This window comes from Celeribacter marinus, assembly GCF_965656515.1.
Classification (GTDB): Bacteria; Pseudomonadota; Alphaproteobacteria; order Rhodobacterales; family Rhodobacteraceae; genus Celeribacter; species Celeribacter marinus_D.
On record NZ_CBFHKW010000009.1, the window covers coordinates 40,232 to 63,321 of the forward strand.

Consider the following 23,090-nt stretch of genomic DNA (forward strand, 5'->3'; position numbering starts at 1 on the left):
TAAGGTGCGCGGTGAGCGCGTCCACTTGGGACGCGGGATCGCGGGCCAGTGTGGCGCGGCGGCGTTTGATCATATCGCGGGCGGCACGGGCCGATAGAAATTCACCTAGCCCCATCGAGGTGGCATCGGCAAACAGGTTGGCCAAGCCAAACAGCAACACGGCCAACGCGCCGATCTGTGCCGCGCCTTGGGATTCGGCACCCGCAAAGCCCGCGACAATGGCAAAGGTGGTGACAATCCCGTCATTGCCACCATAAACGATCTGTTTGAGGTGGTCGGTGAACCGTGTGAGTAGCGTCATGGGCGGCTCCGTTGGGACGTATGTGGCGCGAGTGTATACGATTTTGCGCCAGAGTGCTTGATAGAGCGCAATATGGTGCAAAAAGAGGCGCTAAATATGGGGTATAATAGTACCTATTTCGTAAGTATTTGTTTTTGTTTGATTAATGTAGCTTCGTGGCGCTTGACTGTGCGTGCAGAACCTATAGAACACCCCAATCTGAATTCTCGACCCCAAAGGGCTATAATATGAACACTTTCACCGCTACTCCGGCGGACGTGGACAAGAAATGGATCATCATCGACGCTGAAGGCGTTGTTCTTGGTCGTCTCGCGTCTATCGTCGCCATGCGTTTGCGTGGCAAGCACAAGGCCACATTCACACCGTCCATCGACATGGGCGACAACGTGATCATCATCAACGCTGATAAAGTGCAGATGACGGGCAAAAAACGCACCGACAAAATTCACTACTGGCACACCGGTTATCCGGGCGGCATCAAGCAGCGTACAGCTGGTCAGATCCTTGAGGGCAAACACCCCGAGCGTCTTATGGTCAAAGCTGTTCAGCGTATGCTTCCGGGCAACAAGCTGTCGCGCCAATTGATGACAAACCTGCGCGTCTATGCAGGCACCGAGCATCCTCACGAGGCACAAAAGCCCGAAGTCCTGGACGTCAAGTCCATGAACAAGAAAAACACTCGGAGCGAATAATCATGGTTGATGAAATCAAATCCCTCGACGAGCTCAATGCCGTCGCCGGTGGCGAAGCAACAATCGAAGTTGCTGCCCCCCGTGAACCCGTTCGTGACGCCCTTGGCCGCGCTTATGCCACAGGCAAGCGTAAAGACGCGGTTGCACGCGTTTGGATCAAGCCGGGTTCCGGCAAGGTCACAGTAAACGGCAAAGATATGCCTGTTTATTTTGCACGTCCCGTACTTCAGCTGATCGTCAAGCAGCCATCGCAGGTTGCCGGCGTTGAAGGCGAGTTTGACGTTGTTGCAACTGTCAAAGGTGGTGGCCTCTCCGGTCAGGCTGGCGCGGTTAAGCACGGCATCTCCAAAGCGCTTCAGCTTTACAACCCCGAACTGCGTGCCGCTTTGAAAGCCGCAGGCTTCATCACACGCGACAGCCGCGTTGTTGAGCGTAAAAAGTTCGGTCGTGCAAAAGCCCGTAAGAGCTTCCAGTTCTCTAAGCGCTAATCCGCTTTACTGGATATCAGAATTGGAAAAGGCCACCTTTGCGGGTGGCCTTTTTTGTGTGGATCATAGGGATTGTGGCAGGATTCGCTCGTCGCGCGCGCGATCAGCTATCCGTGGGCAACAACCCCAATCCACGCAAATAGATGCCGATGCCGGTCTCTAAAAGGTCTTCGGGCGGGAAGGGGCTTTTGGTGCCGGGGCTGTTGCGCGCAAAGAGTTCGACCACGCCATGGCTCATCGCCCAGATGTGAGCGGCGAACATCTGTGGCGGGGGGCGGTTTTGCGCGGGGATGTGTTGTGACAACTCTCCAGCGGCATGTTCCAGAACGCCATGCGCGCGGGTTGCAACTTTGTAGAGGTCCGGCGTGCGTTGGATCGAAATCGAGCTTTCGAACATCGCCACATAATGCCCCGGATATTTGCGGGCAAAGGCCAGATAGGCGCGCCCGACGGCCTCGAAACTGGCCAGTGCGGAGGGCTGACCTTTTGAGTAGGCGTAATCGAGCAAGTCCGCGAACACCTCATAGCCTTGTTGGGCGATCTCCGCGATCAGATCTTCGCGGCCTTCAAAATGGCGATAGACCGCAGCAGGGGTCACGCCGGCTGTCTTAGCCGCCTCTGAGAGGGTGAAGCCGGTCGGACCCTTTTCCTCGATCAGCCCAAGAGCCGCATCGACGAGAGCCTGACGTAAATTGCCGTGGTGATAGCCGCGTTTTTTAACCATGCCGCTTAGTTCGCCTCCGCGCCAGATAGGATCATTTCGGGGCCGCCACAGACCGCCGTGTTGACGTCACCGATCTGTGCGGCGTCTTTTCCAGCGTAGTCAATTTGGGACAAGACGGCGCGAATAGCGTTGAGGCGGGCGCGGTATTTGTCATCTGATCTGACGACTGTCCACGGGGCTGTCTGGGTATGACTGCGCTGCAATGTATCCGAAATGGCCTCCGAATATGCGTCCCAAAGGGCGAGGCCTTTGACATCGATGCCTGACAATTTCCACTGTTTGAGCGGGTCACTTTCGCGGGCCAAAAAGCGGCGCAATTGCTCGGCGCGCCCGACATTGAGCCAGACTTTAAACAGGAGAATGCCCTCGCTCACCAACATGTCCTCAAACTCGGGAAGCTGATGAAAGAACCGCGCGCGCTGATCGTCCGTACAAAAGCCAAATACCTTTTCTACGACACCGCGATTATACCATGATCGGTCGAACAAAACCACTTCACCTTCGGTGGGTAAGTGTTTGGCATAGCGTTGAAAGTACCATTCACCGGCCTCTCGCTCGGTCGGTTTGGACAGGGCCACGACACGCGCCGCACGCGGGGACAGGTTTTCGCGAAAACGTTTGATCGTGCCGCCTTTGCCAGCCGCATCGCGCCCCTCGAATACCACAACGACACGTTTGCCTGTGGCTTTCACATCGCTGAGCATTTTGACCAATTCGCGCTGAAGCGCGCCCATCTGGTCCTCGTAATCGTCCTTATCCATCCACCGCGCATAGGGATAGGTGGGTGACAGGATGTCTTTCTTTTTGCCATCCTCAATCGCTGCGCGAATGTGGTCTGGTGCGTGCTGTTCAAAGAACTCGGAAATCGCGCCCTCAAAAGGCAGGTCGGGTTTGGACGTACTCATGTGGTCGGACCTTTCACGCAGCCTGTGGCAGTGGCGGTGTTAATTCAATTAACAATATGGGGGCAATGCGCAGCGGGTGCAATGAAATCACATCAAATTGGCACGTTTCGCTGCGCGAACGACTGCTTTGACGATCTCGGGTGTCGCTACGTGATGCGGCATGTGTCCGATGCCGTCGAGCACGGTGAGCGTGTTGGTTGCCACCGCGTCGACAAGGGGCTGTGCGTGGATGGAAAGAGGCACTGTGGTATCGGACGTGCCATGCACGCTTTCAATCGGTAGGGTCAACTCGGAGTAGGCATCGATCATCATCCCCAGTTGCGATTTGAGCGCCACGCGTTGCCGCGCATTGAGCATATGGGTCGCGGGGCGCAACGACATCTCGGGTTGAAAATACGCGCTATATCCTTTGGGTGCGTGTTGCGGAGCAAAGACACCGTCGATTTGATCGTCAATGTAGCGCTTTGGGATCCATGCCGCGATCGGCCATGCGGTCACAGAGCCGATCACAGGGGTCTTCAAAATGCGGTGCAATGGGGACGGGCCGCCAGACCATGTATGCGATGGAGCCGAGACCAAAACGAGGGCCGCCAGTGTGTCAGATGCATCGACACCCCACGCCAACGCCACGGACGCGCCATAGCTTTGGCCCAATACAATGGGTGCACGAGGTTCAATTGACGAAAGGGCTGCGCGAATAGCGGCGGCTTGTGCGGTGAGGCTTTCATCCGCAATGGGCGCGGAGTGACCAAAACCCGGACGATCCACGACATAGACACGAAAGTCATGCGCGAGAGCGGGCGCCAGTGCAAAGCTCATATCATAGGTCGAGCCAGACGCGCCATGGATCAGCGCAACGGGTGGCGCGCCCTCGGGGCCGTAAGTTTCCACATGTAGACCGTTGACCATGCGGCCGCGCGCATCCGCAATTCGTTCAACATTACGGCCGCGCCATGTGGCGGCGACAATGGTGAGTGCCGCGAAAATGAGGCATAAAATCAAAAGATTACGCCCCAATATCGGCCAGCTTGAACGGTGTGGTTTGATAGATTTCGTTGATCCAGTTGCCGTACAAAAGATGCGCGTGCGAGCGCCACCGGTTTACAGGGCGCATATGAGGGTTGTTGTCGGGATAATAGTGCTCGGGGATCTGGATCGGTTTGCCCGCCTCCTGATCGCGCATCAGTTCCTCGTGCAACGTGCCGGTATCATATTCAAAATGGTTAAAGATATAGAGCGCGCGGTGCGATGGATCTTCGACCAAGCATGGACCGGTTTCATCCGAGCCCAACAGCGGGACTAGCGCGGGTACGGCGTCAATCTCGGCCTGTCGCATTTCGGTCCAACGGCTCACAGGGATGTAGCATTCATCAGAGAACCCACGCAAATAGGGCGAGGCAGGGGCAAGGTTGTTTTGGCGAAATAGCCCAAAGGTTTTGGCTTCGAGCAGATGCTTTTTCACACCGTGGAAATAGTTGATCATCGCCATGCCGCCCCAACATACGCCAAAGGTGGAATGCACGTGGGTTTGTGTCCACTCGAACACCTCTTTGAGTTCATCCCAATAGGTGACGTCTTCAAAATCCATGTGTTCAATCGGCGCGCCTGTGATGACAAGCCCGTCAAATTTTTCACCGCTCGCCTTGATCTCGTCAAAGGGGCGGTAAAACTGTTCCATATGCTCGGCGGCGGTGTTGCGCGTCTGATGTTCGCTCATGCGGATGAGGTGGAAATCAATCTGCAACGGGGTTGCGCCAATCAGGCGGGCGAACTGGTTTTCCGTCTGGATTTTCTTGGGCATCAGGTTGAGCAGAGCGATGCGAATGGGGCGGATTTCCTGCGATGCTGCGCGCCCTTCGCCCATGACCATCACGCCCTCGGATGAGAGGACGTCAAAGGCGGGTAGGGTTTCTGGCAACGTAATGGGCATGGGGCAGGGCTTTCAGGTAGGTGAGAGGATCAGTTAGGTCGCAGATGCTCGGGTATCAAGGGCGGCACCAATCAAGTTGCAAAAGGCGTCAGGGGTTTGGGCGTGGGCCACATCCTCGGCGCGGATGGTCACGCCCCAATTGTCCGCCATTGCTTTGTAGCGCGGTTGGCGGTGCGCGAGGGCGCGCGCATAGGTGTAGCGAATGAAGTCGTCGGGATTGACCTCCGCCTCATCGATACCTTTTTGCGACAGGTATTCGGTCCAAATCGCATCGAGAAATTCGGGCTGATAGGCCATTGGTTTGGGCGCGCGATCAAAGCGGCGTACCAATTCCTCGGTATGGGCGTCAGACCCTTCGATCCAGACCAACAGTGCGTGCTTTGACAAGGCCGTAAGGATCGGATCACTTGGATCGGTTGCATCCACCCACTCACAGATCGACCCGCCCGTGTCGCCAACGAAATGCGGGTATTCGTAGAGATCCGCCGCGCGCGAAATAAAGTGCGCCGTGTCCAAAAGTGCTGCCTCTTCGGCGGCGCGAAACTGCGTTTGGCGGCGCTTGAACTCGGCAATCGGGATGCCGCCCAAATCGGGGTTTCCGGGTTTGCCAAGGTAGTGCGAGACTGGCGCAAGGTTGTTAAATGTCACGTTCGATTTGATAAAGATGCTGTCGGAGAGCAGTTGCGCCCGCAAAAACGGCGACTTCATCGCCTCGGCCTTGAGGTTGTCGTCGATGGTCTCGCCCAGATAGCGCGTGGCAATGCGGTAATCGACCGAATAGTGATACCACGCTTTAGTGTCGCGCAACATGTTGGAAACATGCGTTTTTCCAAGGCCCGACATGCCAAAGAGGATCACCCGTTTGGCCGTGCAGTTGTGCCACTCATCGCCTGTCGTATAGCTCATGTCTCGCCTCTCATCGCTCGCCCTCTTGGGTGCCATGACGGCGGCGAAAAGCCAAGAGGTTTTAGGCTGATTTGCGCGCGGTTATGCGGCGCAAAAGACGTCCGTCAATGACCAGCAATCCAAGCGCGAGAAAGCCAAAGCCGACATAGGTCGACGGTGCGAGGGTCTCTCCCAACACAACCGCGCCCAAGATCACCGACACAGGAACAACGCCCAATGTGACAAGCGTGGCGTTGCCCGAACCCGAGGATTTGATCACGCGAAACAGTAGCAAATACGCAAGCCCCGTGGAGATGAGCGAGATATAGGCCCATGCCCCCAATGTGACGTGCGAAAACGTGGCAAAATGCGGCCAGCCGTGGGTGATCAGCGCGGTTGGCACCATAAAGACGGCCGCTCCCGTGATCATGCCTGCGGCGGAGACTTCGAGGGGCATATCGGTGAGGTGCATCCGCGCCAGTGCCGCGCCCGTGGCATAGCATAGGGACGCGCCAATCAGCGCCATTTGGCCCGCCGAAGTCAGATCAAAGGCGTGGATCGCATCAAGGCCAATGATGGTGGCGACCCCGAGAAAGCCTAGAAATACACCCGCCAGTTTGCGTAGGCCAAGGCGCTCATCGGCAAACACGATGGCGGCGACAAGTGGGCCAAAGATGGCCGTGGTGGCGTTGAGAATGCCCGCGAGGCTGGATGTGATATATTGCTGACCCCACGAGATTAACGAAAACGGAGCGGCGACATTCACCGCGCCGATCACCAAAAACGCAAGCCAGACTTTTGGCGCGCGGGGCAATTCCAAACGGGCAAGGATCACATAGGTCCAAAGCGCGATTGCGCCGCCAGAAACGCGCAGCGCCACAAGGGTTTCGAACGGCATGTCACGCAACATCAATTCAATCGCGAGAAACGATCCGCCCCAAAACAGCCCCATAAGGCCAAGGCCAATCCACGCGGCGGTGGAAATCGTCTTTTGTTCGGCCATGTGTGGTGTCCTTGTGCGGGAATGCGCGCGCTGCGCAAAATTTGATCAGATGGTCATATAGACCCCAGAGCGCGCCGCACACAAACCGAAACTTGTGCAAAGGAGATCACGAAAATTGATACAAAAAGCCCCGCACATTGGCGGGGCTTTCGAAGACGTATTGTAGGTGCGATGTTTAGAAGCTGTGAGAGAGCTTGAGGCCAAATCCTACGGCATTGTTGTCGGTAAACTCGGCCCCGATTGTCGATGTGGTTGCATCGCCGATCCAAACGTAACGCAGGCCACCAGAGATCGCGGTGTTCTCGCTCACATTATATTTCGCGCCGATGGACACGGATTTATACCCGTCTGTCGGTCCTAAGTTGCCCGCGGGTGTCCCGGCAGACGTTTCGAACCCGTAGCTGATAGATGCCGAAAGCTTTTCGGAGAGCCGGCGGCCGAGACCTAACGAATAAGAGATGGTATCATCGTCATAAGACACAAGTTCTGCGTAGCCCACAGGATCGATGACGGTTTGAGTCCATTTCGCGTAACGCGCAGACACCATCAACAACGTGTCCGCAGCAATGCCCGTTTGAAAGTCGAAATTGATCGACTCGGGCATAATGACTTCCATGGTCTGGCTACCTGCGGTGCTTTCCGTTGTGTCGAAGTTGATCGTGGTCTTTGAGTTGTATGTCACAGCTGCACGAAGCGCGATGTCGGGAATTTCGTAGGAGGCACCGACCAGATAGCTGTAATCCGTCTCGTTGGAGGTATCTAGCGTGTAGGAGGGCGCAGATACGCTCGGGATTGCGGGAAGGCTGACTTCACCATGTGAGCGCAGGGCGCGTACACCACCGTGTACGGCGAAGTTGTCGTTCAACTTGTAGCGCAAAATTGCGGAGACGCCAGTAGTGGAGACTTTAGCAGATGCAGTGGCGAACGGGTAGTTCGCATCGGCGTCGCCATAGTCGACATCCGCACCGAATGGCTGGTCAATGATGATCGCCATAGATAGCGCGTCGCTCAGGTCACGTTTATAGGCCGCACCGAACATTGTGTAGGTCGATGCCATGTCGCCAGAGGCGAAGTCGCCGAAGGTCGGGTGGGTGAAGACGCCCGACACCGATGGGTTCACATTCCCAAAGCTCAGTTCTACATAAGAACCATCTTCGAATAGTGGCGCGATAGACTGACCTGATCGGTCCATGCCGCCTGCGTATGCGCCCGTGGCGCTAACCGCGATGGCTGCGGCCAGTGTAAGCTGTGTTTTCATAATCTCATCCCTTTTCGAGCACTGGGCTCGTAATCGTTTTTTTTGTTTTTTGTCCAACGTGTCTCCTCACGTCAGATCTCGTTAAAGTCTAAGCGAGGATTCGCCGATGACGCAATTCTAACGCCGCGTCAAAATCCTCTGTCGTGGTTTGTGCGCAACGCTCTCATGACGCGCTGGACCCATACAAAATGGGGCTAAACGGCGCGTGCGGCCCGTGATTTGCGCGATTCAGACAAGATATTGATGTAATTGGCCCCGAAAATCACGCTCGCCCCGATATATGTCGCCCAAGTTGTCGCCTCCCCATAGAGCACGTAGGCGATCAGCGCGATCAGGGGCAGGCGCAAGAAATCAATGGGCGTGACCACGGAGGCGGGCGCGAGGCTGAGCGCGGTGGTCAGGCAAAAATGCGCGCCCAGTCCCGCAAGGGCGAATAGTGTCAAAAGCGGCAGTTGCGCGGCGGTGAACAGTTTCATCTGGCCGTCCATCATTGCACAGCCGACCCCGAGGCCAAGTTGCATCAGGGACAGCCAGAACAAGATGTTGGTTACCGTGCCATCGGGGCGGCGGGTCAGTCGCTTGGTAAACAGCGCCGATCCGGCAAAGCCAAACGCACAGGCCATCGCGGCCAACAGGCCAATGGACAGACCGCCCGCGCCAAAGGGCTGTGCGACGATCAAGATGCCGATAAATCCGAGCAGGGCCGTGGCGCCGCGCAGCGGTGTTAGGCGTTCGCCCAAAAACAGGCTCGCGCCAAGCGCCACAAGGATCGGATAGGCGAACTCAAGCGCAAACAGCTGCGCCAAGGGGATCAGGGTCAGCGCGAACAGCCACAGGTTTTGGCCAGTAAAATGTGAGATGTTGCGGCCCAAATGCAGCGGTAGGGCGCGGGCGCGAATTTGGCCACGCGTGCCCGCCAGTGTTGAGATGACCAGCACGGTGAGGACACCGATGAGGGAGCGATACGCCATGATTTCAAAGGTATCGAGATCAAGTGTGAGTTTGCGCCCCAGCACGGCCATGGATGAAAACCCGAACACCGCCCCAGACATCCAGACGGCCGCTTTGAGCGGATGGGACGTTTGCGTGTTCATGCGTTGGCCTTTGTGAAATCACGCGCCATGTGACCGGTGATGCGTCCCCAGTCGGAGCCTTGGCTGCGGTCTTGGTGCTTGGCAAATGCCGCCTCGCTCAGGAACACCTCGGAGATGTGAAAATCGGTGGGCGTCAGTTCATCTTGCCATAACTCGAATTGCAAACACCCCGCCTCGGCGCGGCTTTTGCGAATGTGGTCGTCAATGATGCTCAACACATCGTCGACCTCGTGAGGGGCGCAGGTCAGGGTGCCTGTCAAAAGAACTTTGCTCATTGGGTCAGGTAGCCGCCTGTGGTGATGTCGAGCAAGCAAAAAGCAAAAGGCGCGTCCCATTTGCATGAAAAGCGCCTTTGCGTTTTTGAACGATTGGCCTGTTCGGCTCACTCCAATTCGATTGTGCCCGGCGGTTTGGATGTCACATCGTAGAACACGCGGTTCACGCCTTTGACCTCGTTGATGATGCGGGTCATCGTCTCTGAGAGGAAATCGTGGCTAAACGGGTAGGTATCGGCGGTCATACCGTCGACGGATGTTACCGCACGCAAGGCCACGGCGAAATCGTAGGTGCGCCCGTCACCCATGACGCCCACGGTTTTCATCGGCAAAATCGCGGCAAAGGCCTGCCAGATGTCATCATAGAGGCCATGCTTGCGGATTTGGTCGATGTAGACGGCATCTGCTTTTTGCAAGATCGCCAGTTTTTCGCGGGTGATCTCACCGGGACAACGGATCGCCAGACCCGGACCGGGGAACGGATGGCGGCCGATGAAAGACGCGGGCAGGCCCAACTCGTGGCCCAATGCGCGCACTTCGTCCTTGAACAACTCGCGCAGCGGTTCGACCAGTTTGAGGCCCATCTTTTCGGGCAACCCGCCGACATTGTGGTGTGATTTGATCGTCACGGACGGGCCGCCGCTAAAGGACACGGATTCGATCACATCGGGATAGAGCGTCCCTTGGGCGAGGAACTGTGCGCCCTCGATCTGATCGGCGTATTTCTGGAACACATCGATAAACAGCTTTCCGATGGTTTTGCGTTTGACCTCGGGGTCCGACACGCCCTCAAGCGCATCGAGGAACAGGTCTTTCTCGTCCGCGGCGATGAGTTTGAGATTGTAGCTCTCGCGGAACATCTTCACGACTTCTTCGGCCTCGTTGAGACGCAGTAGGCCGTGATCCACAAACACACAGGTCAGTTGGTCGCCAATCGCCTCGTGCAGCAAAATCGCCGTGACGGAGCTGTCGACGCCGCCAGACAGGCCACAGATCACCTGTTTGTCGCCGACTTGGGCGCGGATTTTCTCGATCATCTCTTCGCGGTAGGCGCCCATGGTCCAGTCGCCCGAAAATCCCGCCAGTTTGACGAAGTTTTCATAAAGCGTGGCGCCGTTGGGGGTGTGGTGCACCTCTGGATGGAACTGCACGGCGTAGAAATTGCGTGACACATCGGCGGTGATGGCAAAGGGCGCGCCCGGCGAGGTGCCGTAGACCTCAAAGCCAGGTGCAATCTCGGCCACATGGTCGCCGTGGCTCATCCAGACCTGTTCTTTGCCTGTGCCATCCATGAACCAGCCATTCAAAAACGCGGCGCGGTCGTCTTTTGGTGTCACATAGGCGCGACCGAATTCCGCCGTGGCGTTCTCACCCGCCTCAACGCGACCGCCCAGATCGTGCATCATCACCTGTTGGCCGTAGCAGATGCCAAGGATCGGTACGCCCATCTCATAGGCCGCTTTCGGCGGACGGGGGCTGCCCTCGCGCATCACGCTATCTGGGCCACCCGAGAAGATGATCGCTTTGGGGGCGAACTCTTTGACGAAGGCATCCGTGACGTTCTGATAGGGGTGGATTTCGCAATAGACACTCAACTCGCGAAGCCTGCGCGCAATGAGCTGCGTGACTTGTGAGCCGAAGTCGATGATGAGGAGGCGGTCATGGGAAATCTGTGTCATGCGCTCGGTTTACCCGCACGCGCGCAGGCGAAGCAAGGCGGATTTTGCACCTGTGTGTCGTGAGCGACTAAAAAAGGGTGCGGCCATTGCGCAATCGAAGGCGCGCGGGGACCTGTCCGGGTCGCACCGCGCGCCAGATAAATGCGATTTCTCTATGCAGGGGTAGGGGCAGGGGTAGGGCGCGGCGCCAGTAGGTTGGCCTCTCCCATAAGCGCGATCAAGGTCTCCACATGGCGCACAACTGAATAGCTCGCATCACCGGCTTGGCGCAGCGCATCGAGCGCGTCCTCACGGTCCATCAGTAGGGGCACCGTCGCGCTCGGTGACATCACAGGCATGCCCGATAGCACCCGTTTCAGATCTCGACGCCGGTTATAATCCACAAGTCCGTGCTGTGCGGCGCGGATCAAAAGGCGCGGACGGCGCAGATGGGCGAGAGCGTGTTGTGTGGTGGTCATGGGGATCTCCTGTTGTTGGCGTGGTCCGGCCATCAGATCGGTGGCGAGGTCACGATACTGGCAGGAAGCCTACACAACCCTAGCGGGTGTTGCGTGCCGGACGCTTACAGCGCGCGGTCGGTTTTACAATCCTTTAACTCTTTGGCTCACCATCAGTTTTGTAAAGGTTTGGTTAACTATTGCGGAGGCTGAACAACTTTAGGTTGATATCTGTTGCGAGGTTTTTGGGTCACAAGTGACTGTTTTAAGGACAAAAATCCCGCTGATTTAAGATTGTTGCAGCTGTGGAAACACTGCGCTGCGTTAACACGTTGGGGAACACATGTCCGATCATGCAAAGCATTCACATACGCACCATACCGAACAAGCGGCCATTCCGGTTTGGGTGCCAAAAGACGCACAGCGCTATCTCGCCCACACAGAGGGTGGCCAGAGTATTCGCGCCTTGGCACGCACGCACGGCTGTGCGCCGTCCACAATCATGCGACAGGTCAGACGGATCGAGCAAAAGCGCGACGATCCATTGGTCGACGAAGCGTTGGAGCAACTACGATCTGCGTCTTTGACGACTGACGCATCTGACGGCGCGCATCTGTCTCATCCCCGTTTTGCCGCACGCCCGCACAAGGAGGCGCACGTTATGGATAACCGTCACTCGACTCCCGTTTCACAAGCGGGGGCAAAGACCACGGATGATCTCACATTGGAACGCGAAGGGCGGCGCATTTTACGGCGTTTGTCAGAACCGCAGGCCTGTTTGGCGGTGGCAAAGGATATGGATAAGGCCGTTGTTGTGCGTGAGTTGTCGGACGGGCGCACCACGCGCACGGCCATCCTTGATCGCTCGGTGGCGCAGATGCTCGCCCTCAAAGGGTGGATTGAGGCGCAGGTAAAAGGCAAAATCACCCGCTATACTATCACAGCCGCTGGACGCACGGCGTACCGCGAATTCCTGGCGGTAGACGAGAGCGCGCGGGCAGGGATTGCAAACGGGTCCGGTGAGGGGCGTGATGGGTGGCTCGGGGCGGGCATGACAGGTCTGGATCCTCGCAAAGGTACGCATGCCCGCTACACTGCGATGGAAAGTCCGGTGTTGGTACTGGCGCGCCGCCGCGACAAAGACGGAACCGTGTTTTTACGCCCTGAGCTTGTGGCTGCCGCCGAGCGGCTTCGCGAGGATTTCGAACTGTCACAGATCGGTATGGACTCACCGCCAGATTGGGACGCTTTTTTGGCGGGACGGGGAGGGGCGCGCGAGTGGTCTGAGCGCGAGTGTCACGGCTTTGGTGCCAGTGCTGCACGGGCGCGCGTGGCAGCGGCGCTCGACGAGTTGGGCGTGGGGCTTGGGGATGTTGCCTTGAGATGCTGTTGTCGCCTTGAGGGTATGGAGGCGGCAGAACAGTGTCTGGGGTGGTCGGCGCGCTCAGGCAAGATTGTGTTGCGCATCGCATTGGAACGCCTCAAGCGCCACTACGACCGCGCCGGATACTCAAATCTTATTGGGTGAGCGGCGGTTCGGCCCCAGATCGCGCAGTGGCCGATGAAGGCGCCAGTGGCGCGTTCAAGCCGCGAACGGGCGGAGCCTTGAAATCATTACACGAAAAAGGCCCGACACTTTGCTGTCGGGCCTTTGGTTCTAGCGCGTCTTGTGGGCAAGACGATCTGGTGCGGATTACTCGGCTGCAGTGCGTTTTGCGGCATCGACCAAGTCGCTTATAAAGGTCTCGCGGGAGGACACGCCATACGGGGTTTCGCTGCGGGTGTTGCACTGATCTGGTTCCTCGCACGACACCTCGATCTCGCCGCCGCCACTGTCGTCATGCACGCGGGTGTGAAATGTCACAGCGCAGAGTTGGTATGTGGCTTTGATTGGCGGTCTTTTTGTGCCACGCAAGAAAAATCAATGCGCGGTCTTTGGCACGATTTTTAATCTGGGGGTGCCGCCTGCGTGGAGATTTACGCTTCTTGTGCAGTATTGATTTGAAATATATTGAGAATTTCTAGCTCTACCCATGATTTTTAACTGATTTTGTGATGAGGTGCGGCGTGTGTCGCATGGCGCATGCGCGCGCGGCGCATAGCACGTCGCAGGAACGCGTTGGACAGTGTCGGATCGAACCCCTATATCGGTGGAAATGTCTGGGACAGCTATGGCACTGCACCCGTGTCGTGATGCGCCGTATCGCCCCAAAGGAGGACCACATGCCGCCACGTGATCTTAAAATTCCCGAGCAACGCCACCCTGAAAAGGCGCGTCGCCCCGACAATGCGCAGCCCAAAAAGCCGGATTGGATCAGGGTCAAGGCTCCGACATCGGACGGGTACAAGAAAACCCATGCAATCATGCGCGAGCACAAGCTGGTCACAGTGTGCGAAGAGGCGGGATGCCCGAATGCGGGCGAATGTTGGTCGCAAGGTCACGCGACGATGATGATTATGGGCGAAGTCTGTACGCGGGCCTGTTCGTTTTGCAATATTGCGACGGGCAAACCGACCGAGGATCTGGATGCATTCGAGCCGGGCCGCGTGGCGGATGCTGTCGCCAAACTGGGTCTGAAACACGTGGTTGTCACCTCCGTGGACCGCGACGATATCAAGGACGGCGGGGCCGAGCATTTCGCCCAAACCATCCGCGCCATTCGTCACCGCGCACCTGATACGACGATTGAAATTCTGACCCCCGACTTTATCCGCTGTGATGATAGCGCGTTGGAAGTCGTGGTTGCGGCCAAACCCGATGTGTTCAATCACAATCTTGAAACCGTGCCGGGTCTGTATCCTGAAGTGCGCCCCGGCGCGCGCTATTTCCACTCCTTGCGCCTGTTGCAGCGCGTCAAAGAGATCGATCCGACAATGTTCACCAAATCCGGCATCATGGTCGGTCTGGGCGAGGACAAACAAGCGGTCACACAAGTGATGGAAGATATGCGCGCGGCGGATATCGATTTTCTGACCATCGGTCAGTACCTTCAACCTACGCCAAAGCACCACAAGGTGGATCGCTTTGTGACGCCAGAAGAGTTCAAGACCTACGAGAAAACCGCCTATAACAAAGGCTTCTTGATGGTGTCCGCCACGCCTCTGACGCGTTCCAGCTATCATGCGGGTGACGATTTTGCACGTTTGCGCGCGGCGCGCATTCAAAAATTCGGTCAGGCGTAGGGCTGTGACAGACGAGATATTCGAAATCTTTCTCGCCACGCCTCCGGGCTTGGAGGAGACGCTGTTGTTAGAGGTCATGGAGGCGGGATTTAAACGCCCCGAGACCACTGGTGGCGGGGTCACCATTTGGGGCGATTGGCGTGATGTCTGGCGAGCAAACCTGACCCTTCGCGGCACCTCAAAAGTGCTTGCGCGTGTCGGCGAATTTCGCGCGTTTCACCTTGCCCAACTGGACAAGCGATCGCGTAAATATGCGTGGGGCGACATTTTGACCAAAGGCCAGTCGGTCAAGGTCGAAGTGGCCACCAACAAAAAGTCTAAAATCTACCACGCAGGGGCGGCTGTTGAGCGTATTGAACGTGCCATTGCCGAGGAATTTGGCGCGACCATCGCCGAGGGGCTTGAAGACGCAGATTTGGTGATCAAAGCCCGCATTGACGACAACAATGTTATCTTGTCGGTCGACACCTCTGGTGACGGGCTACACAAGCGCGGCCATAAACAAGCGATGGGCAAGGCCCCAATGCGCGAGACGATGGCGGCGATGTTTTTGCGGGCCTGCGGGTATGACGGGCATGAGCCGGTGCTGGACCCGATGTGCGGCTCTGGCACGTTTTTGATCGAGGCGGCTGAAATTGCGCGCAACATGATGGCGGGGCGTGCGCGCGCGTTCTCGTTCGAGCGTCTGGCCACCTATGACGCGGCGGCGGTCCAATCCATTCGGGACGCATGGCAGACCCGTCCAAGCGATCAGCGGTTTTACGGCTCGGACCGCAACGTCAATGTGATTGGCTCTGCCGGTGAGAACGCGGCGCGCGCGGGAGTGGCCGATATGTGTAGCTTTACGCCAACCCCCGTTTCGTCGATTTCGCGCCCTGACGGACCCGCGGGACTTGTGATCGTCAACCCACCTTACGGCGCGCGCGTTGGCAAAAAGAAAGACTTGTTTGCCCTGTATGGTGCGTTTGGTGACAAAATGCGCGCCGAGTTCAAAGGGTGGCGTGTGGGCATGATCACCACCGATACGCAATTGGCCGAGGCCACCAAATTGCCGTGGCTGCCGACCGAGGCACCGATTGCCCATGGCGGTCTCAAGGTCAAATTGTTCCGCACCGACCCGCTCTAATCAACCGCCCCTTCTGATCTCCCTCAAAGTCAGGGGGGACAGGTGCGTGTTAAACTCACTCCAACAGGTTGGATGGAGTTTTTGAGCCTATGCACAAAACCAATTGGGATGACTTTCGCTTTGTGCTTGCTGTTGCACGGATGGGGTCCGTTTCGGCGGCAGCACGGGAGTTGGGGGTCAATCATGCCACCGTATTGCGCCGTGTCGCAGGGATTGAGGACCGTCTTGGTGTCGCGCTTTTCGAGAAATCGGTGCGCGGATATGACGTAGCACCCGAAAAGCTGCGCTTGATTGAGGCCGCCCGCGAGGTCGAGATCGCTGTCAAAGCGGTTGAGCGTTTGGCACAGGCGGGGGATACGCCGCTTGCGGGGGTGATCCGTGTGATGTCGAGCGACACCTTTTGTCACGCCATTCTTCCGCCCGTGGTCGCCGGCATGTCTTTGACATCGCCTAGTCTGTCGTTCGAATTGCTATGCGCCAGTGCGCAGACGGACGCCTCACGGCTCCATGCGGACGTTATCGTGCGCACGGCGTTTAAATTGCCAGATGACCTTTATGGCGAAGTTGCGGGCCAGTTGGCCTTTGGAGTTTACGCCGCTGAGGGCGTGCCTAAGGCGCACTGGCTTGGGATGTCTGGCCCGTTGGGTCGGGCACAGGTGGCGCACAAGTTGAACGAGCGGTTACAAAAGGACGGCGTGGTGTTTCGGGCGGCGGCCGACAGCTTTATGACGCTGCGTGCGCTGGCCGAGGCGGGTCTGGGGCGGACCATGCTGCCTTGTGTGATTGGGGATCAAAGCCCTGTCCTGCAACGCGTTCGCGCGCCGATCGATATCGCGCCCATGCCGATTTATGTGGCGTCCAACGCCGAGCTTGCGGATGCACCGCGCCTGCGCCAAGCGCGCGCCCGCATGACTGCCGCGTTACAGGCTGACGCGGAGCGGTTGTTGGGACTTGCGCCCGCCGCGGCTTGACATGACCCTACATGGCCTCGCATGGGCGCGTTAAAACCGCATCCCGCCGCGTCCCGTACGGCCCTCTAGTTGCATCCAGTCTGGCAGAAGTCCCGCACGCTCGATCAGATAGAGCACAATACAGGCCGCCACGAGTCCAAAGACAAAGATGATCCGCTTGGTGGAGGGCGGATGTTTGGCCCATCGTTTGGCGCGGATGAGCCAAAGCATGTTCATGTTTTGGCCTGTTGGGCCTCATCCTCAAACACAACCGAGCCGATGTAGGGCAGGTTGCGGTTGGCTTGGGCAAAATCAATCCCGTATCCCACGACAAAGGCATCAGGGATTTCAAAGCCGACCCATGTGGCCGTGAGATCAACTTCGCGCCGTGCGGGTTTGTTCAATAAGGCAATGGTTTCCAACTTGCGCGGCTTGCGCGAGCCAAGCAGCTCCAGCACCGCCTTGAGCGTATGGCCCGTGTCGACGATATCCTCAACCACCAACACATCGCGCCCCTCAATGGCTCCACGCAAGTCTTTGAGAATACGCACTTCGCGTGTGCTTTCGGTGCCGTCCCCGTAGGAGGATGCCTCGAGAAAGTCGACTTCGACATTCATGTCCAATTCGCGCACAAGATCCGCAATAAAGACGAACGAGCCTCGCAAAAGCCCAACCACAACGAGCTTGTCTGTCTCGTTATATTCGCGGCGTATGTCGCGGGCGAGGTCTTCGATCCGCGCGGCAATGGACTTGGCCGAGATCATAACGTCGATGTGATAGGGACGGTGCGGCATGGTAACCCCTTGCAATTTCGGTGCAGGTTTAAGAAATAGCAGGTCAGTTTAAAAACGCCAGAGCGCAGACCCTTAAGAACATGCCAACACACCAAGAGACCAAACACCTGCCTTATAGCGCGCAACAAATGTACGATCTTGTTGCCGATGTTGAACGCTATCCCCAGTTTTTGCCTTGGAATGCCGCCGCGCGGATTCGCGCGCGCGAGGCCTGTGGAGACCACGAGCTGTTGTTGGCCGATCTGGTGATTTCATTCAAAGTGTTTCGCGAAAAGTTCGGCTCGCGCGTGAAGCTGTATGACGCAGAGCGGCGCATTGATACCGAATACCTCGACGGTCCGTTTCGCTACATGAAAAGCTGGTGGCACTTTCGCGAGGCCGAGGATGGCGGGTGCGATGTCGAGTTCTTTGTTGATTTCGAGTTCAAGAACGCGATTTTACAAAAAGTCATCGGCGTGGTGTTCAATGAGGCGATGCATATGATTGTCCGCGCATTCGAAAAACGGGCCGCTGCACTTTACGGCTCTGGAGCGTAGCACACGGGTCAGGCTTTTCTTGGTCTAAATATCCAAATAAAAACGGCGCCCCAATGGAGCGCCGTTTATTGATTCACGCTTTTGGGCGCTACGAGTTATGGTCGTAGGCCGTTTCGCCGTGTTGTGCGAGGTCTAGTCCCGCATGCTCGGTTTCGGCATCGACGCGCAATGGCACGATGGCTTTGCAGATGAGCACAAGGGCAATGGTCACAACAGTTGTGAACACGCCGACAATGGCCAAGGCACCCAGTTGCGCCACCCATGTGCCTTCGCCAAAGGCTGCGATCATGATGGTGCCGAAAATACCGCCCACGCCGTGCACGGCAAAGACATCAAGCGTATCGTCGATCTTGGCCTTGTTGCGCACGAAGTTCACCAACTCTTGGCACAAAATACCCGCAACGCCACCAATGATCAGCGCCTCGACAGGGCTGACAAAACCAGATGCGGGCGTAATGGACGCCAGTCCCGCGATTGTGCCCGTGACCATGCCAACCATAGAGGCCTTGCCGTATTTGATCTTTTCCCAAAGCGCCCACGTCAATGAGGCAGCGGCTGCGGACAGATGCGTGACGGTGAGCGCCATTGCAGCTCCACCATCGGCCGCCAGTTGCGATCCGCCGTTAAAGCCGAACCAACCCACCCAAAGCATTGACGCCCCAATCATCACATACCCAGGGTTATGCGGTGGCTTGTTTTTGACTTTGCGTGCGCCGAGCATCACGGCGATGATCAGTGCCGCGAGGCCTGCCGTTTCATGCACAACGATACCGCCCGCGAAGTCGCGCGTCCCGATCTCGCCAAAGATACCGCCATCCGCGAGGAACCCGCCGCCCCAAATCCAGTGGGTGACAGGCGCGTAGCACAACAGCATCCACAGGCCGGAAAACAGTAGTACAAAGCCAAAGTTAATGCGCTCGACGTATGCGCCCACGATCAGCGCGGGGGTGATGATAGCGAACGTCATTTGAAAGGCAAAGAACAAGACTTCGGGAATGGTGCCGGACACGGTGTCCGCATCAATCCCGTTGAGGAAGGCTTTGCCCAGACCGCCCCAGACCGCGTTGCCATCTCCAAAGGCGATGGAATAGCCCACCACGAACCATAGAACCGACATTAAGGCGGCGATGGCATAGACGTGCATAAAGACCGACAGCACGTTGCGCGCGCGCACAAGCCCGCCGTAAAAGAGTGCCAATCCTGGCAATGACATGAACAAAACCAACGCCGTTGCGACGATGATCCATGCGGTATCCGCTCCAACCATGATGTCCCTCCAAAGGTTATTTTTTAGTCGTTACGGCGCGTAGAGCGGCTTTGAAACGATAAGGAAAGCGGCAAGGGGGCGTATAAAGGGATGAAAAATGCAGCAATCAACGAAATGCATAGAATTAGAGCGCAATTTTTAGGTCGTGCATAAAAAATAGACGCAACTGAATCGCCGCAATCGCAGCCCGATCTGGGGGCGGCTTGGACGTTTTGCCTAAGGGTGCGGTGCGCTACCGCGCGAGGGCGGTGAGTGCGAGGGTGAGCGCATGGCGCACGGTTGCATGTCGCACCTGTGTGCGGCCAATCGCGCCGAACTCCACGGTCTCGACCTGTGTCGGGCGTCCCTCATAGGCCATGCCAAAGCACACGCGTCCCTCGGGTTTGTGCTCGGATCCGCCCGGACCGGCGATCCCCGTGACCGCAAGTGTGAGGGTGGCGTTAGAGTGCTCCCATGCGCCCTCTGCCATCTCTTGGGCGATCTGTTCGCTCACCGCGCCCCATGCCTCAAGTGTGTCGGGGGAGACGCCTAACATGTCGACCTTGGCGGCGTTGGAATAGGTGACGAACCCGCGATCTACCACGTCCGAAGATCCCGCAATCTCGGTCAATGCGCCGATGACGAGCCCGCCTGTGCAGCTCTCTGCGGTGGCGATGCGCACACCGCGCGCCCGCGCCGCATCCAACACATCACGGGCAAGTTGGTCTATACCGGTTGCAGGCGTCATTGCATCAGCACCCCATGCGACAGACCCGCGAGGATCACCACAAAAATGGCGGCAAACACGCCCGCGATCACATCGTCAAGCATCACGCCAAGGGCATCTCCGCGCCGGTCCGCTTTGCCAATCCAAAGCGGCTTCCAGATATCGAACAAACGAAATAGCGCAAAGGCCGCGATCCAACCGGGCCAAAGGGCCGTGGCCTCTACCCCCATCATGCCCGCGCCATACAGCACGGGCATCAAGGCAATCCACTGGCCGACCACTTCGTCGATGACAATCTCTGATGGGTCGTGATCTTTCGATCCTGCGGTCATTTCTTTGGTCGCCCACCACCCGACGATAAAGGCGATGAGGGTCGCAAACACGACAGCCCAAAAACCGCCACGCTCATAAATGACCCACGCAAGGGGCACTGCTGCGGCCGAACCCCATGTGCCAGGCGCGGGCTTGATATAGCCAACGCGGGCAAGGGTGGCTATGATTTCAGCAAGTTGTTTCATGGGGTTATCTCTCTGTCTTAATCTTATAGTTTGGCAAGTGCTGCGGTAGCGATAGAGGCGATGCCTTCCTCGCGGCCGGTGAAGCCCAATTTCTCGGATGTGGTTGCCTTGACCGATACGCGGTCCAGATCCACCGACATTATACCTGCAAGGGCTGCGCGCATGGCGTCCGCATGTGGGCCAACTTTCGGATATTCGCAGACCAGTGTCACGTCACAGTTCATCAAGTCATAGCCCTTGCACCGTGCCAGTTCTATCGCGTGGCGTAGGAAAATGTGGCTTTCGGCGCCCTTCCACTGCATGTCCGAGGGCGGGAAGTGACGTCCGATATCGCCCTGCGCGAGGGCGCCGTAAATGGCGTCCGTCAGTGCGTGCATGCCGACATCGGCGTCCGAGTGCCCTTGGAGGCTGCGCCCGTGGGGAATTTTGACGCCACATAGCCAAACATGATCGCCTACGCCAAAGCGGTGTACATCGTAGCCATTGCCCAACCGGATATCCAACATGTCGTGTCCTTTGTCTGCGCGGCGCGCGAGGACCGCGTTTGCGCGTGCAAAGTCCTCCGCGTGGGTGATTTTAAAATTGTCTTCGTGGCCCGCCGTGATGGTGACTGTCAGGCCCGCAGCGCGCGCAACCTCAACATCATCAAGTGCCGCGCCGTCATAGTGCGCATGTGCGGCGCAAATGGCGTCATAGCCGAACCCTTGTGGGGTTTGTGCGCGAAATAACCCAGTCCGGTCCTGAGTGCCGGTCACATGGCCATCCTCGCCGCGCCAAAGCGCATCCGTGATCGCAAGGGCAGGGGCGGCCGCAACGCCAGTCCCCAGTGCATCGATGACATCGGCAATCACGCCACATGGCGTAAGCGCGCGTGCGGCGTCATGGATCAACACTTTGGTCACGCCGCGATCCGTGAGGGCGGCAAGCCCCGCCTGTACTGAATCTGCGCGCGTGGCTCCGCCCGCCACAAGCGTGACGCCGTCAAGTGTGCGGGCCAGATCGATATCCTCGGCGTGATGCACAACCACAATCTCGTCTACGCGACCGCGAAAGGCGGCGATTGCGTGGTCGATGACGCGCGCCGTACCAAGGGCGCGCCATTGCTTTGGCGTGTCCCCGCCAGCGCGGGTGCCGCGTCCTGCGGCGACGATGAGAGCAGCGATTGTCATGGGCAAAGGAAATAGTCTTTGGCTGCGTCAGTGGCAATGCTCCAGTTTTTGACCAAATGGATGACTAAAATTTATGCAGATGGTGTTTTTGGTGGCTTTTGTGGCGCAAAGGCTTTGCGACTCCCCGACGAGAGGGGTATCTCAGGGGGAGTTGCACAAGGATTAATCGCTTGCCCGTAAGTTTGGCAGATATCACGCTCGACCCGCCCGTTTTTCTGGCTCCCATGGCTGGGATCACAGATTTGCCGTTCCGCAACTTGGTCGCGTCCTTTGGTGCGGGCTTGGTTGTTTCCGAAATGGTGGCCTCGCACGATATGATCAATGCCAGACCTGGCAGTCGTGAAAAGGCCGAGCTTGGGTTCGGTGTTGATAAAACGGCTGTGCAACTGGCGGGTCGCGAGGCAGAGCCAATGGCACTTGCCGCAAAGATTGCCGCCGACAGCGGCGCGAAAATCATCGACATCAACATGGGATGTCCCGCCAAAAAGGTAGTGTCTGGCTATTCGGGGTCTGCGTTGATGCGCGATCTGGATCATGCACTCACCCTGATCGAGGCGGTTGTGGGCGCGGTCGACGTGCCTGTGACGTTGAAAACGCGGCTCGGATGGGATGACGCGCTATTGAATGCGGCAGATTTGGCACGCCGCGCCGAGGCGGCAGGCATCCAGATGATCACAATTCACGGCCGCACACGGTGCCAGTTTTACAAAGGGTCCGCCGATTGGGCGGCCATTCGTGCCGTCAAAGATGCCGTGTCCATTCCCGTGGTCGCCAATGGCGATATCACGTCCTGCGAGGCGGCCCAATCGGCCCTTGAGCAATCGGGTGCGGACGGGGTGATGATCGGGCGCGGCTCACAAGGACGGCCGTGGATTTTGGCACAAGTGGCCGCAAACCTGATGGGCGCACCCGCGCCAGATGTACCAACGGGCGCACGGTTCGCGGATATGGTTGCGGGGCACTACGAGGCGGGTCTGTCGTTTTATGGTGCGGACCTTGGTGCGCGCGTGCTGCGCAAACATTTGGGATGGTACATGGATCACGCGCGCACGCCCGCCGATCTGCGCCGTGCCGTTTTGACGCAAAAAGGCGAACATGAGGTGCAGCGGCTCTTGGCCGAAGCGCTCAACCACGAGGGAGCCGCCGCATGATCTTGGCCGATTTCGAAAC

At 57.7% G+C, this 23,090-nt stretch carries 27 protein-coding genes; 8 read left to right on the forward strand and 19 right to left on the reverse strand.

The genetic code is table 11. The annotated features are described in order from the left end of the window. Positions 1-301 (reverse strand): VIT1/CCC1 transporter family protein (locus ACTG34_RS03670; RefSeq protein WP_439103659.1); only part of this gene is annotated, 301 nt, incomplete at its 3' end. A 227-nt stretch (positions 302-528) separates the two neighbouring features. Here ACTG34_RS03670 and rplM point away from each other — a divergent pair. After that, on the forward strand, positions 529-993 hold the full coding sequence (gene rplM, locus ACTG34_RS03675; protein WP_439103660.1) for a 50S ribosomal protein L13: 465 nt from the start codon (positions 529-531) through the stop codon (positions 991-993). 2 nt (positions 994-995) lie between these two features. Next, positions 996-1,481, forward strand: coding sequence for a 30S ribosomal protein S9 (rpsI, locus tag ACTG34_RS03680; RefSeq protein WP_062215627.1), 486 nt, complete (start codon positions 996-998; stop codon positions 1,479-1,481). A gap of 103 nt (positions 1,482-1,584) precedes the next feature. Here the strand turns inward: rpsI and ACTG34_RS03685 are convergent, their stop codons facing one another. The 11 genes from ACTG34_RS03685 to ACTG34_RS03735 all read right to left on the reverse strand — a co-directional run bounded on the left by ACTG34_RS03685 (position 1,585) and on the right by ACTG34_RS03735 (position 11,692). After that, complete coding sequence (locus ACTG34_RS03685) at positions 1,585-2,205, reverse strand: TetR/AcrR family transcriptional regulator (protein ID WP_439103661.1); 621 nt, start codon at positions 2,203-2,205, stop codon at positions 1,585-1,587. Between the two features lie 5 nt (positions 2,206-2,210). Then, positions 2,211-3,110, reverse strand: coding sequence for a polyphosphate kinase 2 (gene ppk2, locus ACTG34_RS03690; RefSeq protein ID WP_439103662.1), 900 nt, complete (start codon positions 3,108-3,110; stop codon positions 2,211-2,213). Positions 3,111-3,197: 87 nt separating this feature from the next. Then, entirely contained in the window at positions 3,198-4,112 is a 915-nt protein-coding gene (locus tag ACTG34_RS03695; RefSeq protein ID WP_439103663.1) for an alpha/beta fold hydrolase, read from the reverse strand. 4 nt (positions 4,113-4,116) lie between these two features. Beyond that, on the reverse strand, positions 4,117-5,040 hold the full coding sequence (locus ACTG34_RS03700; protein WP_439103664.1) for a homoserine O-succinyltransferase: 924 nt from the start codon (positions 5,038-5,040) through the stop codon (positions 4,117-4,119). 33 nt (positions 5,041-5,073) lie between these two features. Next, positions 5,074-5,946: an ATPase gene (locus ACTG34_RS03705; RefSeq protein WP_439103665.1), complete on the reverse strand. Its 873-nt coding sequence runs from the start codon at positions 5,944-5,946 to the stop codon at positions 5,074-5,076. 61 nt (positions 5,947-6,007) lie between these two features. After that, positions 6,008-6,928, reverse strand: a complete 921-nt coding sequence (locus ACTG34_RS03710) for a DMT family transporter (RefSeq protein WP_439103666.1) — start codon at positions 6,926-6,928, stop codon at positions 6,008-6,010. A gap of 175 nt (positions 6,929-7,103) precedes the next feature. After that, positions 7,104-8,186: an OmpP1/FadL family transporter gene (locus ACTG34_RS03715; RefSeq protein ID WP_439103667.1), complete on the reverse strand. Its 1,083-nt coding sequence runs from the start codon at positions 8,184-8,186 to the stop codon at positions 7,104-7,106. 194 nt (positions 8,187-8,380) lie between these two features. Beyond that, positions 8,381-9,280 carry a DMT family transporter gene (locus ACTG34_RS03720; protein WP_439103668.1) on the reverse strand — a complete coding sequence of 300 codons (900 nt, stop codon included), beginning with the start codon at positions 9,278-9,280 and terminating at the stop codon, positions 8,381-8,383. Further along, entirely contained in the window at positions 9,277-9,555 is a 279-nt protein-coding gene (locus ACTG34_RS03725; RefSeq protein ID WP_439103669.1) for a putative quinol monooxygenase, read from the reverse strand. Before ACTG34_RS03725 ends, ACTG34_RS03720 begins: the two co-directional genes overlap by 4 nt. A gap of 107 nt (positions 9,556-9,662) precedes the next feature. Further along, positions 9,663-11,234, reverse strand: coding sequence for a glutamine-hydrolyzing GMP synthase (guaA, locus tag ACTG34_RS03730; protein ID WP_439103670.1), 1,572 nt, complete (start codon positions 11,232-11,234; stop codon positions 9,663-9,665). A 152-nt stretch (positions 11,235-11,386) separates the two neighbouring features. Then, positions 11,387-11,692 carry a DUF6477 family protein gene (locus ACTG34_RS03735; RefSeq protein ID WP_439103671.1) on the reverse strand — a complete coding sequence of 102 codons (306 nt, stop codon included), beginning with the start codon at positions 11,690-11,692 and terminating at the stop codon, positions 11,387-11,389. Between the two features lie 322 nt (positions 11,693-12,014). On the opposite strand from ACTG34_RS03735, the gene ACTG34_RS03740 reads away from it, so the two are divergent. Then, on the forward strand, positions 12,015-13,199 hold the full coding sequence (locus ACTG34_RS03740; RefSeq protein WP_439103672.1) for a DUF6456 domain-containing protein: 1,185 nt from the start codon (positions 12,015-12,017) through the stop codon (positions 13,197-13,199). Positions 13,200-13,364: 165 nt separating this feature from the next. Here the strand turns inward: ACTG34_RS03740 and ACTG34_RS03745 are convergent, their stop codons facing one another. After that, complete coding sequence (locus ACTG34_RS03745) at positions 13,365-13,535, reverse strand: hypothetical protein (RefSeq protein WP_439103673.1); 171 nt, start codon at positions 13,533-13,535, stop codon at positions 13,365-13,367. A 359-nt stretch (positions 13,536-13,894) separates the two neighbouring features. On the opposite strand from ACTG34_RS03745, the gene lipA reads away from it, so the two are divergent. The 3 genes from lipA (at position 13,895) to ACTG34_RS03760 (ending at position 16,951) form a co-directional block, all read left to right on the forward strand. Beyond that, positions 13,895-14,854: a lipoyl synthase gene (gene lipA / locus ACTG34_RS03750; protein ID WP_062215578.1), complete on the forward strand. Its 960-nt coding sequence runs from the start codon at positions 13,895-13,897 to the stop codon at positions 14,852-14,854. Between the two features lie 4 nt (positions 14,855-14,858). Continuing rightward, positions 14,859-15,980 (forward strand): THUMP domain-containing class I SAM-dependent RNA methyltransferase, encoded by a 1,122-nt coding sequence (locus ACTG34_RS03755; RefSeq protein ID WP_439103674.1) that lies wholly within the window; start codon positions 14,859-14,861, stop codon positions 15,978-15,980. A gap of 89 nt (positions 15,981-16,069) precedes the next feature. Next, a complete protein-coding gene (locus ACTG34_RS03760; RefSeq protein WP_439103675.1) occupies positions 16,070-16,951 on the forward strand; it encodes a LysR family transcriptional regulator in 882 nt (293 codons plus the stop codon). Positions 16,952-16,981: 30 nt separating this feature from the next. On the opposite strand, the gene ACTG34_RS03765 is transcribed toward ACTG34_RS03760, so the two are convergent. Then, a complete protein-coding gene (locus tag ACTG34_RS03765; RefSeq protein WP_439103676.1) occupies positions 16,982-17,167 on the reverse strand; it encodes a hypothetical protein in 186 nt (61 codons plus the stop codon). Next, complete coding sequence (hpt, locus tag ACTG34_RS03770; RefSeq protein ID WP_439103677.1) at positions 17,164-17,724, reverse strand: hypoxanthine phosphoribosyltransferase; 561 nt, start codon at positions 17,722-17,724, stop codon at positions 17,164-17,166. The genes ACTG34_RS03765 and hpt overlap by 4 nt, the downstream gene beginning before the upstream one ends. 80 nt (positions 17,725-17,804) lie before the next feature. Here hpt and ACTG34_RS03775 point away from each other — a divergent pair, with 80 nt between their 5' ends. After that, complete coding sequence (locus ACTG34_RS03775; RefSeq protein WP_439103678.1) at positions 17,805-18,260, forward strand: type II toxin-antitoxin system RatA family toxin; 456 nt, start codon at positions 17,805-17,807, stop codon at positions 18,258-18,260. 88 nt (positions 18,261-18,348) lie between these two features. Here ACTG34_RS03775 and ACTG34_RS03780 read toward each other — a convergent pair whose 3' ends face one another. From ACTG34_RS03780 to ACTG34_RS03795, 4 genes are all read right to left on the reverse strand, one after another. Next, positions 18,349-19,527, reverse strand: coding sequence for an ammonium transporter (locus ACTG34_RS03780; protein WP_439103679.1), 1,179 nt, complete (start codon positions 19,525-19,527; stop codon positions 18,349-18,351). Positions 19,528-19,759: 232 nt separating this feature from the next. After that, positions 19,760-20,254: a CinA family protein gene (locus ACTG34_RS03785; RefSeq protein ID WP_439103680.1), complete on the reverse strand. Its 495-nt coding sequence runs from the start codon at positions 20,252-20,254 to the stop codon at positions 19,760-19,762. Further along, the gene (locus ACTG34_RS03790; protein ID WP_439103681.1) at positions 20,251-20,751 is read right to left on the reverse strand and encodes a phosphatidylglycerophosphatase A family protein; all 501 of its coding nucleotides are present in this window, start codon (positions 20,749-20,751) and stop codon (positions 20,251-20,253) included. The genes ACTG34_RS03785 and ACTG34_RS03790 overlap by 4 nt, the downstream gene beginning before the upstream one ends. Before the next feature lie 23 nt (positions 20,752-20,774). Further along, complete coding sequence (locus ACTG34_RS03795; RefSeq protein ID WP_439103682.1) at positions 20,775-21,920, reverse strand: bifunctional 2-C-methyl-D-erythritol 4-phosphate cytidylyltransferase/2-C-methyl-D-erythritol 2,4-cyclodiphosphate synthase; 1,146 nt, start codon at positions 21,918-21,920, stop codon at positions 20,775-20,777. 170 nt (positions 21,921-22,090) lie between these two features. Here ACTG34_RS03795 and dusB point away from each other — a divergent pair, with 170 nt between their 5' ends. After that, complete coding sequence (gene dusB / locus ACTG34_RS03800; protein ID WP_439103683.1) at positions 22,091-23,071, forward strand: tRNA dihydrouridine synthase DusB; 981 nt, start codon at positions 22,091-22,093, stop codon at positions 23,069-23,071. Positions 23,072-23,090 lie beyond the last annotated feature (19 nt).